General features: G+C 72.2%; 10 protein-coding genes. 9 read left to right on the forward strand and 1 reads right to left on the reverse strand.

Annotation, left to right across the window (positions count from 1 at the left end; translation table 11 throughout):
- Nucleotides 1-31 precede the first annotated feature (31 nt).
- From HH311_RS18285 to HH311_RS18315, 7 genes are all read left to right on the forward strand, one after another.
- Entirely contained in the window at nucleotides 32-1,360 is a 1,329-nt protein-coding gene (locus HH311_RS18285; protein ID WP_169185111.1) for an MFS transporter, read from the forward strand.
- Nucleotides 1,361-1,431: 71 nt separating this feature from the next.
- Nucleotides 1,432-1,902 carry a DUF6379 domain-containing protein gene (locus tag HH311_RS18290; RefSeq protein WP_169185112.1) on the forward strand — a complete coding sequence of 157 codons (471 nt, stop codon included), beginning with the start codon at nucleotides 1,432-1,434 and terminating at the stop codon, nucleotides 1,900-1,902.
- Complete coding sequence (locus tag HH311_RS18295; protein WP_211190432.1) at nucleotides 1,902-3,026, forward strand: sugar phosphate isomerase/epimerase; 1,125 nt, start codon at nucleotides 1,902-1,904, stop codon at nucleotides 3,024-3,026. Before HH311_RS18290 ends, HH311_RS18295 begins: the two co-directional genes overlap by 1 nt.
- A 14-nt stretch (nucleotides 3,027-3,040) precedes the next feature.
- On the forward strand, nucleotides 3,041-4,225 hold the full coding sequence (locus tag HH311_RS18300) for a beta-propeller fold lactonase family protein (protein WP_211190433.1): 1,185 nt from the start codon (nucleotides 3,041-3,043) through the stop codon (nucleotides 4,223-4,225).
- Nucleotides 4,222-5,274, forward strand: a complete 1,053-nt coding sequence (locus HH311_RS18305) for a Gfo/Idh/MocA family protein (RefSeq protein WP_169185114.1) — start codon at nucleotides 4,222-4,224, stop codon at nucleotides 5,272-5,274. Before HH311_RS18300 ends, HH311_RS18305 begins: the two co-directional genes overlap by 4 nt.
- The gene (locus tag HH311_RS18310) at nucleotides 5,271-6,200 is read left to right on the forward strand and encodes a sugar phosphate isomerase/epimerase (RefSeq protein ID WP_169185115.1); all 930 of its coding nucleotides are present in this window, start codon (nucleotides 5,271-5,273) and stop codon (nucleotides 6,198-6,200) included. The genes HH311_RS18305 and HH311_RS18310 overlap by 4 nt, the downstream gene beginning before the upstream one ends.
- Nucleotides 6,201-6,232: 32 nt before the next feature.
- Complete coding sequence (locus HH311_RS18315) at nucleotides 6,233-7,897, forward strand: GMC oxidoreductase (protein WP_169185116.1); 1,665 nt, start codon at nucleotides 6,233-6,235, stop codon at nucleotides 7,895-7,897.
- Nucleotides 7,898-8,002: 105 nt separating this feature from the next.
- On the opposite strand, the gene HH311_RS18320 is transcribed toward HH311_RS18315, so the two are convergent.
- Nucleotides 8,003-8,440 carry a hypothetical protein gene (locus tag HH311_RS18320; protein WP_169185117.1) on the reverse strand — a complete coding sequence of 146 codons (438 nt, stop codon included), beginning with the start codon at nucleotides 8,438-8,440 and terminating at the stop codon, nucleotides 8,003-8,005.
- A gap of 281 nt (nucleotides 8,441-8,721) precedes the next feature.
- Here HH311_RS18320 and HH311_RS18325 point away from each other — a divergent pair, with 281 nt between their 5' ends.
- Together HH311_RS18325 and HH311_RS18330 are read left to right on the forward strand one after the other, a co-directional pair.
- Nucleotides 8,722-9,168, forward strand: a complete 447-nt coding sequence (locus tag HH311_RS18325) for a hypothetical protein (protein ID WP_169185118.1) — start codon at nucleotides 8,722-8,724, stop codon at nucleotides 9,166-9,168.
- Between the two features lie 181 nt (nucleotides 9,169-9,349).
- The coding region (locus HH311_RS18330; protein WP_169185119.1) for a cytochrome P450 at nucleotides 9,350-11,128 on the forward strand (1,779 nt) is incomplete at its 3' end.

An 11,128-nucleotide genomic window follows, 5' to 3' on the forward strand; every position in this document is an offset into this window, starting at 1 on the left:
CACCCTCACCATCACCCGAAGGATCTCAACGATGAGCGAGAGCCCCAGCACGGCCTCCGCAGCGCACGGCGCGGCGGCCGCACCCGGCCGACCGGCCGGCCACGCGACCCTCTACACGCGCCTGATCGCGATGATGCTCCTCGAGTTCATCGTGTTCGGGTCGTGGTTCGCCACGATCGGCCTGGTCCTGTCGACCAACGGGCTGTCCACGATCATCGGCCTGGTCTACGCCCTCGCCGCGGTCTCGGCGATCGCCTCGCCGATGTTCCTCGGAGCCCTGGGCGACCGGTTCTTCGCCTCACAGAAGGTGCTCGGCGTCGCCCACATCCTCGGCGGCATCGTGCTGGTCTTCCTGCCCGGGGCGGTGAGCGCCCAGAACGGGGGCCTCGTCCTGGGGCTGATCTTCCTCTACACGCTCTTCTTCCAGCCCACCATCGGGCTCGCGAACTCCATCGTCTTCCGGCAGCTCGGGTCCGACGACGGCCGGTTCCCCTACATCCGGGTGTTCGGCACCCTGGGCTGGGCGATCGCCGGTCTGGGCGTGGGGTGGATGGGCCTCTCGGGCTCCGCGAACCTGTTCATCGTCACCGCCGTCGCCAGCTTCGTCCTCGGCCTCTACTCGTTCACGCTGCCGACGACGCCCCCGCCCGCCAAGGGCGTCCGCTTCTCGTTCGGCGACGTCATCGGCGCGAAGGCCATGCCGCTCTTCCGGCACCGCAACTTCGCGATCATCATGCTCTGCACCCTGCTCACCGCGGTCTCGCTGGGCTTCTACAACACCTTCGCCTCCGCCTACATCGGTGCCCTCGGCGTCTCCAACGTCGCCGGGGTGCTGGCCATCGGTCAGCTCTCGGAGATCGTCTTCATCGTCTCGATCCCGCTGGTGCTGCGCACGATCGGCCTCAAGGCCGGCCTCGCGGTCGGGATGGGGATGTGGGCGGTGCGGTTCGTCCTCTTCGCCGTCGCGGCGGGCGGGCACCTGACGCCGCTGGTCGTCGGCGTCGCGCTGCACGGCATCTGCAACGACTTCTTCCTGGTCCTCACCGCGATGTGGCTCAACCAGGTCGTCCCGGCCAAGCTGCACGCCCAGGCCCAGAACATGCTCATCCTGGTCATCTCCGGGCTCGGCGCCCTCATCGGGTCGCTGGCCTCCGGCGAGATCTACAACGCGACCGTCGCCACCGCCCCGGCCACCGACACCGGCGCCTGGACCACCCTCTGGATCGTCCCGGTGGCCATCGCCGTGGTCACCACCATCCTGTGGCTCGGGATCTTCCGCCACCGTCACGGCGCAGCCTTCGAGCCCCTCACCGTGAAGGGTGAGGACGCCCCGGCCGCGGTGTCCCCCGCGGCGGCCTGACCCACCCCGGGAGGGCGGGCCCCGGGGCCCGCCCTCCCGCTCCCCCATCGACCAGAGCGAGGAAGAGAGCAGTGTTCGAGAACTTCCTGATCCGCGAGGACAGCCTGCGCAACGACGAGGTCGACGGCGACGTCGTCGGGTTCCGCCTGGCGGTGCGCAACGCCAACTACCGCGGGGTGTTCCTCTCGCTGCACAACGGCTACTTCCTCGAGGTCGACGGCGTCTCCTACCCGCGCGACGTGCAGACCTTCGAGATCAACGGCCGGGAGCCGCGGACGTTCTCCGAGCTCCGCGGGCAGGTCTGGGAGCACTGGGACTACGACGACGAGGGCGTGCTGCACGTCGCCGCGCCCGGCGGCCTCGCCCCCGGGGTCCACACCGTGCGCTTCCAGCAGTCGGTGCTCGCCGCCTACGGCTACCAGCCCACCGACGAGGAGTGGGTGGCGAACCCCCCGGTGCCCGGCACCGGCGCCGGGTCGGAGAAGGCCCCCGAGATCGTCGTCCACACCCTCGAGCTCACCGCGGAGAAGGAGACCGTCTGATGGCCATCAAGCGCGGCGTGTCGTTCTACAGCTACCAGCAGTCGCAGTTCTTCCGCGAGCTCGACCTCGAGTCCCAGATCCGCGAGGTCGGCGAGGCCCTGCCCGACGCCGACGGCGTCGAGATCGTGGACGAGATGTCGCTGCGCTACCCCGACCCGGGTGACGAGTTCGTCGCGCGCTGGTTCGACTGGATGGACCGCTACGGCACCACCCCGGTGACCATGGACGTCTGCATGGACGTCCTGCAGTTCCGCGACCACGTCATGACCTACGAGGAGTGCGCCGACCGACTCCGTCGCGACATCCGGCTGGCCGAGCGCCTCGGGTTCCGCAACGTGCGGGTGCTCTCGGTGGTCCCCCTCGAGGTCATGCTCTCCGCCCTGCCGCTGGCCGAGGAGCTCGACGTCCGGCTCGGCAAGGAGATCCACCAGCCGATGCCGCTCGAGGGCCGGCAGGTCACCGAGATCGTCGAGCACGTCGAGCGCACCGGCACCCGCCACCTGGGCATCGTCCCCGACTTCGGCATCTTCGGGTGGCGCCCCTCGGAGGTGCAGCTGGCCTGGTTCGAGCGCCGCGGCGCCTCCCCGGCGGCCACCGCCGCCGCCGTCGAGCTCGCCGAGCTGCTGCGTGCCGGGAAGGCGCCCGTCGGCGCCGTCGACATGTCCTTCTCCACCGCCGGCAACCTGCGCGTGGACGTCAAGCGGTTCCTGACGACGGGCGAGGTCGACCCCGCGTTCGCCGACACCTTCCGCGGGGTGAAGGCCTTCACCGAGTCCCGGGTGGACGACCCGGCCGAGATCGACCACACCGTGGTCTTCGAGGCCCTGATGCTGTCGAACACCTCCGGGGACACCCTGCGCGAGCTGGTGCCCCACGTGGTCAGCGTGCACGGCAAGTTCAACAACATGTCCGAGATCCCGGGCCGGCCCGGGCAGTACCAGGACATCGCCATCGACTACGACACCGCGATCTCCGCCCTCGTCGCCGGCGGCTACGACGGGTACGTCAACTCCGAGTACGAGGGCCAGCGCTACTTCCAGGACCGCGGTCGCGCCGAGCTCGCCGACGAGGTCGAGCAGGTCCGCCGCCACCAGGAGATGCTTCGCCGCCTGACCGCGGCATGAACACCGTCTGCTACGTGGGTTCCTACGCCGACCCGGCCCACCCCGGGTCCGGCGGGATCATCGGCCTCGAGCTCGACCCGTCCGGCAAGCTCGAGGTCTGCTCGCGCAGCGGGTCCCCGGCCCAGGCCGGCCACCTGGTCTACGACGCCACCACCCGGGTCCTGTACGCGGTCGACGAGCGCAAGAACGACGGTCGCGGTCCGGTCGGCCCGCGTGCCGCCGTGCACGCCTTCGCCGTCGACCCCACGACGGCGGCGCTGACCTGGGTGAACTCGCAGCCGGCCCCCGGCCCGTTCCCGACGTACCTCTCGGTCGCGGCCGATCGTCGGGTGCTGCTCTGCGCCGACCACGGGTCCTTCGACCACGTCGAGCGCGTGGTGCGCACCGAGGACGGGTGGAACGTCGAGTACGTCTACGACGACTCCACGGTGCTCCTGTTCGGGCTCGAGCCCGACGGGTCGATCGGCGACCTCCGGGACCTCGCGGTCCTCGAGGGGCACGGCACCGACCCGAACGCCTCACCCCAGGCCGGCGGTCACGGCCAGTCGGGCCCCCACGCCCACTGCGCGGTCCTCGACCCCACCGGCCGGTTCGTCGTCGTCGGCGACAAGGGCACCGACCGGGTCCTCGTCTACGCCCTCGGCGACGGCACCTCGTTGCGGCCGGCCGCGTCCCTGCACACCGGCCCGCAGACCGGGCCCCGCCACGCCGCATTCCACCCGTCGACCGGCCGACTGCTGATGACCTGGGAGTTCTCCTCGGAACTCGCGTGCTTCACCCTCGATCCGGAGACCGGCGCGGTGACGCTGCTCGACCACGTGTCGACCGTCGGGCCCGACCACGTCGGGCTGAACGAGCCCGCCGAGGTCCGCGTGCACCCCCGGCTCGACGTCGTCTACGTCAACAACCGCGGCGAGGACACCGTGGCCTGGTTCGCGCTCGACGCCGAGGGCCGGTTGTCGAGGCGCGGCGCGGTGCGGCTGAGCCCCTCGATCCACCCCGGGCTCGCGGCCCGCAGCTTCGCCTTCGACCCGACCGGCACGGTCCTGCTGGTCGCCGACCGTCCCGGCGACGTCGTCCGGGCCTACGCCGTCGACGCCGCCGACGGGTCCCTGCACCACCTCGCTGACACCGAGGTCCCCCAGCCGGCGTTCGTGGCGTTCGCCGAGCCCGAGCCGGACGGGAGCACCCCCCGATGAGCGAGCGTCTGCGCGTCGGCGTCGTCGGCACCGGGTTCATCGGCACCGTGCACGCCCACGCCGTCCGTGCCGCGGGCGCCGAGCTGGTCGCGGTCGCCGCGTCCACCGCGGACCGCTCCGCCGACGCCGCGCGCCGGCTCGGGGCCGGCCGCGGCACCACCGCCGAGGAGCTCGTGTCCGCCGCCGACGTCGACGTCGTGCACGTCGCGAGCCCCGACGACACCCACGTACCGCTGGCCCGGGCCGCCGTCGCCGCCGGGAAGGCGGTGATCTGCGAGAAGCCGCTGGCCACCGACCTCGACGACGCCCGGGCGCTCACCGACTTCGCCACGGAGCGGCACGCGGTGACCGCGGTGCCGTTCGTGTACCGCTTCTACCCCACCGTCCGCGAGGCCCGTGCCCGCATCGCGGCCGGCGACGCCGGGGCGCTGCACCTGCTCTACGGCGGCTACCTGCAGGACTGGCAGCTCGAGAGCGGCGCCGGGTGGCGCGGCCAGGGCGGCGCCGGCCGCACGTTCGCCGACGTGGGCATCCACTGGTGCGACCTCGCCGAGTTCGTCACCGGGCACCGCATCGTCCGGCTCCTGGCGACGCTGGCCTCCGACGGTGCCTCGGTGACGATCGTGTTCGCCACCGACCGGGGCGCGACCGGCTCGGCCACGATCAGCCAGGCCGCGATCGGGCGCAAGAACCAGCTCGCGATCTCGATCGACGGCGAGCGCGCCTCGTACGGCTTCGACCAGGAGCAGCCCGAGACGCTGACCGTGCGCAGCCTCGAGGGCACGCTCGCCCTGCCACGCGGGTCAGCCGCGATGAGCAAGGACGCCGGGGCGTACTCGCGTATCCCGGCCGGACACCCGCAGGGCTACCAGGACTGCTTCGACGCGTTCGTCGTCGACACCTACGCCGCCGTCACCGGCGAGCGCCCCGACGGGCTGCCCGGCTTCGCCGACGGCCTGCGCGCGGCCGCGCTGACCGACGCCGTCGTCACCTCCGCGACCACCTCGACCTGGGTCGGGATCGCCCCACCCGGAAGGAGCACCCCGTGAAGCTCGGCATGCTGACCGCCTGCCTGCCCGGCCAGACCCTCTCCCAGATCGCCGCGTGGGCCGCGCAGGCCGGCTACGAGGCCCTCGAGGTCGCCGCCTGGCCCGCGCTCGGGGACCGGGACTTCACCGCCTCCCACCTCGACGTCGCGCACTTCGACCAGGCCACCGCCGACGACACGCGGGCGCTGTTCGAGCAGCACGGGCTCGGCCCGGCGCCGTCGTCGCTGGCCTACTACGACAACAACCTCCACCCCGACGCCGACGAGCGGAAGCGGGTCAACGAGCACGTGCTGGCGTGCATCGACGCCGCCGCGCTGCTCGGCACCGAGACCGTCGGGACCTTCGTCGGCCGCCACCCCGGCAAGTCGGTCAGCGAGAACCTGCGCGACGCCGAGGAGGTGTTCAAGCCGCTGGTGGACCGGGCCGGCGAGCAGGGCGTCAAGCTCATCGTCGAGAACTGCGTGATGGAGGGCTGGCACCCGGACGGCTATCCCGGCAACCTCGCCTACTCCCCCGAGCTGTGGGAGTGGATGTTCTCGATCGGCCTCTACCTCAACTACGACCCCTCGCACCTGGTGTGGATGGGCATCGACCCCGTCGAGGCGCTGAAGCCCTACGTCGACCGCATCCCGCACGCCCAGGCGAAGGACATCCAGCTCTTCCCCGAGCGGCGGAACCGGTACGGCTGGCCCGGCATCGCCGTCGACCGCGAGGCCGACCCCTTCACGACGGGGTGGTGGCGCTACCGGGTGCCCGGGCTCGGCGACGTCGACTGGCGCCGCGTCGTCGACACCCTCTACGAGGGCGGCTTCGACGGCGTGCTCTCGGTCGAGCACGAGGACCCGCTCTGGGGCGGGACCGAGGACAAGGTCCACGTGGGCCTCGAGGTCGCCCACCGGACCCTGCGCCCGCTCCTCGTCGCCTGATCCCCTTCACTTCGCACGGAGACGGAACGATCATGACTTCATCCCAGGGGCGGTACGACGCCCTGGTCATCGGCTCCGGCGCGGCCGGCAGCATCGCGGTCAAGGAGCTCACCGAGCGCGGCCTCGACGTGCTGCTGCTCGAGGCCGGCCGGGACATCAGCGAGGCCGACTTCGTGCCCCCGCCCGAGACCCAGCCCGCGGCGATGTCGATCGGCCTCGGCGGACGGCTCCGGCAGAGCCTCAAGGGGCAGTACATCCAGTCGCGGCGCGCCATGTTCAAGGAGCAGACCAGCGACTTCCTGGTCAACGACCGGAAGCACCCGTACGCCTCGGACAGCGAGTTCCTCTGGATCCGCGGCCGCCAGCTCGGCGGCCGGCTGCACGCCTACGGGCGGGTGCTGCTGCGGTCCTCCGACCACGAGTTCCAGGCCGCGTCCCACGACGGCCACGGCCAGGACTGGCCGATCTCCTACGCCGACCTCGCGCCGTACTACGACCGGGTCGAGGAGTTCATGGGGGTCTACGGCTCCGCCGACGGCCTCGACAACCTCCCCGACGGCGTCTACCGCGGTCCCTCGTTGCTCACGTCGGCCGAGAAGGACTTCAAGGCCACCGTCGAGGGCCGCTGGCCGTCGCGCCACGTCGTGCCGTGGCGCTACGCGGCGCCGAACCTGCACCGGGTGCCGCTGGGCATCCTCGCCGCCCGCGAGACCGGCCGGCTCACGACCCGGACCGACGCCGTCGTCAGCCGCATCGTCGTCAACCCGACCACCGGCCGGGCCGACGGCGCGGTCTACGTCGACCGCCACACCAAGCGCGAGCACCGGGTCCACGCCGACATCGTCATGTGCTGCGCGTCGGGCATCGAGTCCGTGCGGCTGCTGCTGAACTCGGCCACCGACGGCCACCCGGACGGTCTCGGCAACTCGTCGGGGCTGCTGGGCCGATACTTCATGGACCAGACGCCGAGCCTGCTCTTCGGCGACGACCCCCACCACCCCGGGTTCGAGTCCACCGACCAGGCGCCGCCCGACCCCTACTACCCGCCGATCGGCGGCGTGTACATCCCGCGGTTCGAGAACGTCGACGCGCCCACGACCAGCGAGTTCGCCCGCGGCTGGGCGGTCCAGGGCACGGTCGGTCGCATGCCGGTGCCGGAGGGCTCGGGCGGCGTCGTCGGGCTCATGGGCTTCGGCGAGATGCTCCCGTACTACGACAACCGGATCACGCTGCACCCGCGGCGCAAGGACGCGTGGGGCGTGCCGATCCCCCGGGTGCACCTGCGCATCACCGACAACGAGCGCGCCCTGATGCGCGCCCAGGTCCGGGGTCTGCGCGAGATGGCCGAGGCGAGCGGCTACCGCGTCAACTTCGCCGCGTCGTCGCTCGGGCTGGACTCGCGCAAGGTCTGGCCCGACGCGGACCCGTTCAGCCGGGCGATCTTCCGGCTCGGGGTCAAGCGCAGTCTCGCGATGGGGGCCGCGATCCACGAGTGCGGTGGGGCGCGCATGGGCAACGACCCGGGCAGCTCGGTGCTCAACGAGTTCAACCAGTCCTGGGACATCCCGAACCTGTTCGTCACCGACGCCGCCTCGTACGTCTCCAACGGCGGGGTCGGGCCCACGCTGACGATCATGGCGCTCACCGCCCGGGCGGCCGAGCACGCCGCGACGCAGCACGCCGACGGCTCGCTGTAGGAGCACTGGCCACTGACCTGATGATCACGAGCACGCGAGGCAGGCCGGATGACGATCCGGCCTGCCTCCGGTGACCCTCGCCGACCGGCGGATCCCCGACACGGTTCAGGAGCGCGTGCGGTTCGCGTCGAGCCGCAGGAGATACCCCACGACGAGGGCCGCGGCGGGCTGGTGGATGCACGCGGCGGCGCCCGCGTCGAACGCGGCCACCACGGCCTCTCCGGGATCCCGCCGATCGAGGAGGACGACCACCTCCCCGAGCGGCCGCCGCTGCAGGGCGCCGGCGACCGCGCTCCGGCTCGGGCGCCACAACAGCGTGAAGCCCGGCGTCGAGGACCACGTGGCCGACTCGACCGCGCGGACCGACCACCCGGCCGGCAGGGACGCCGACAGCTGCGTCGCCAACGTGCCGTACCCGACGACCTGGACCTCGACGCCCTCGGTCCCGGGAAGCGCCTCGTCGAGGGGTCGCCGCACCGGGGGGACGGCGACCCCGGCCGGCAGCCCGACCGCGGACAGGTCGTCGGGCAGCTCCGTGGGCACCGGCCGGGCCACCTCGCGTCCGTGCGTCCAGCGCAGCCGCCGGTCCCGGTGGCGTGCGGGTCGCGCCGTCCACGGGTGCGGTTCACGGGAGGGTGGTGGCGTTCGACTCATGCGGTCGACCGTCACGCGTCGGGATGTGGCGGGCCTGTGACGGCGACGACGGCCTGCTGTGGTCGACTCCGTCCGATCAGGGGCACGACGTTGCTCCCGAGGCGGGTGTGCACAGGGAACTGCTAACGACCTCACGACTCGCAGCCCAGGAGCCGGACGACGCTCGGGACATGGTCACCACGAAGTCCTCGAGCAGCGCACGCCAGGTCCCGACGGGCCCGTCCCGGTACGCGACCCTGCACATCGGCGTGGGTCGCCGGGCGAGCGTGTTCGCCGTGTCGGGGCGGGTCGACCCCGACACCGTCCGGGAACTGCGGCGTCGGGTGCGCAGCCACCTCACCCGGGGGGCCGGGGGCGTCGTGGTCGACGTGAGCGCGAGCGAACCGCTGACCGCGGCGGCGTACGGCGGGATCGTGGCGTGCGCCTACGACGTGGTGGACCACAGCGGTGCCCCGATGCGCCTGGTCGTGGACCCCGCGCGGCCGGCCGTCGGCCTGTCCCACCTCGTGGGCCTCGGTCACCTGCTCGCGCTCTACGAGTCCCTCACCGAGGCGTGCCATCCCGAGCCCGCGCCACCGCTGACGACGGCCCTGACCGTGATGGGCACCGCGCTCTGACCCCTGGCGTCGCCTCCTCCCCCACACGCCGGGCGTGCGCGCGGCGTGCCCGGGTCGCGACGCATGGTGGGCTGGAACGTCGACTGGAAGCACGGACGGGGTCCGTTCTCGTCGCCAGCGGTCACGCTGGGCCGAAGCACACGGCAGTCGAGTGTGCGCTGGATTCGAGCGAGGAGATGCCGTGGCCGCCCAGTCCGACACCCGCCCGCCGGGCGCTCGTCCGATCCCCGGTCCGCCGGCGAAACCCGTCGTCGGGAACCTGCTCGACCTCCCGAGCGGACGCACGATCCAGACGATCGTCGACCTCGCCGCCCGCTACGGCCCGATGATGCACCTGACCATGCTCGGGCAGGACCTGTTCGTCGCCTCCGGGCTGGAGATGTTCGACGACCTGTGCGACGAGACCCGCTTCGCGAAGTTCGTCGCTCGGCCACAGAAGGTGATGGGCACAGCGCTCCCCACGCGGGGACTGTTCACGGCGGACTCCGACGACCCGTTGTGGAAGAGCGCGCACGAGATCCTGCTGCCCGCGTTCTCGCAGCGCTCCATCCAGGGCTACCACCCGATGATGGTCGACATCGCCGAGCAGCTGCTGCTCAAGTGGGAGCGGCTCAACCCGGGCGAGGCGGTCGACGTGACCGCGGACATGACCCGGCTGACGCTGGACACGATCGCGCTGTGCGGCTTCGGGTACCGGTTCAACTCGTTCTACCGCGACACCGCGCACCCCTTCGTGCAGGCCATGAGGACCATGCTCGACGAGAGCCAGGCCCAATTGCGCATCCCCGGCCCGGTCGACCGTCTCCGCACCCGGGCCCACCGGCGCTTTGCGGCCGCCATCGAGCTCATGACCGACACCGTGCAGGCGATCATCGACGAGCGCCGGACCTCGGGCGAGGCGGGTCAGGACCTGCTCGGCCGGATGCTCGACGGCGTCGACAAGGCAGGACTCTCCCTGCCCGACCGCGACATCGTCTCCCAGTGCATCACCTTCCTGGTCGCGGGCCACGAGACGACGAGCGGGCTGCTCTCCTTCGCCGTGCACTACCTGACCAAGAACCCCGCCGTCGCGGCGCGGGCGCAGGCCGAGGTCGACGAGGTGCTCGGCACCGACCTGTCGGTGGCCCCGACGGCCGCCCAGGTCGGGAAGCTGACCTATGTCCCGCAGATCCTCGAGGAGACGCTGCGGCTGTGGCCGACGGCGCCGGCGTTCTTCCGCCGACCACTCGAGGACACCAGCGTCGGCGGGTACGAGTTCCGCGCGGGGACCCCGATCATGGCGTTGTCGACGGCGCTGCACCGCCGACCGGAGATCTGGGGTCCCGACGCGGCGCAGTTCGACCCGGACCACTTCGATCCCGCCCGCCGCTCCGACATCCCGCCCAACGCCTACAAGCCGTTCGGCACCGGAGCCCGCGCGTGCATCGGGCGCCAGTTCGCGCTGCAGGAAGCGATCCTCGTGCTCGCGATGGTGCTCCAGCGCTTCGACCTGGTGGACCACGCCGGCTACCAGCTGAAGATCAAGGAGAGCATCACCATCAAGCCCGACGGGCTGACGATCACGCTTCGTCCCCGCGGCGGCCGCACGACCGGGCAGACCCCGCGCGCCGCGGCGACCCCGGTGACCACTCCACAGACCCGACCCGCACCGGTTCCGCCGGCGGATCGTCACGGGACGCCGTTGCTGGTGTTGTTCGGGTCGAATCTGGGGGCGGCGGAGGATCTGGCGACCCGGATCGCTCGGGATGGGACGGATCGGGGGTGGGCGACGACGCTGGCCCCGCTCGATGACCGGGTGGGCGCGGTGCGGATGGGCGAGGCGTCGCCGTCGCGGGCGGATCTGCCGACCGAGGGGGCGGTGGTGGTGGTGACCGCCTCCTACAACGGGATGCCGCCGGACAACGCGGCCGGGTTCTGCGACTGGCTGCGCGGGGACACCGCGTCGGCGGCCGGGGTGCGC

The sequence above is a fragment of the Actinomycetospora sp. TBRC 11914 genome, assembly GCF_012933465.1.
In the GTDB taxonomy this organism is placed as follows: domain Bacteria; phylum Actinomycetota; class Actinomycetes; order Mycobacteriales; family Pseudonocardiaceae; genus Actinomycetospora.

Bases quoted from the DNA above. Each gene is read 5' to 3' on its own strand.
- HH311_RS18285 (WP_169185111.1), top strand. From the start codon at position 32: ATGAGCGAGAGCCCCAGCACGGCCTCCGCAGCGCACGGCGCGGCGGCC.
- HH311_RS18295 (WP_211190432.1), top strand. From the start codon at position 1,902: ATGGCCATCAAGCGCGGCGTGTCGTTCTACAGCTACCAGCAGTCGCAG.
- HH311_RS18305 (WP_169185114.1), top strand. From the start codon at position 4,222: ATGAGCGAGCGTCTGCGCGTCGGCGTCGTCGGCACCGGGTTCATCGGC.
- HH311_RS18315 (WP_169185116.1), top strand. From the start codon at position 6,233: ATGACTTCATCCCAGGGGCGGTACGACGCCCTGGTCATCGGCTCCGGC.
- HH311_RS18325 (WP_169185118.1), top strand. From the start codon at position 8,722: ATGGTCACCACGAAGTCCTCGAGCAGCGCACGCCAGGTCCCGACGGGC.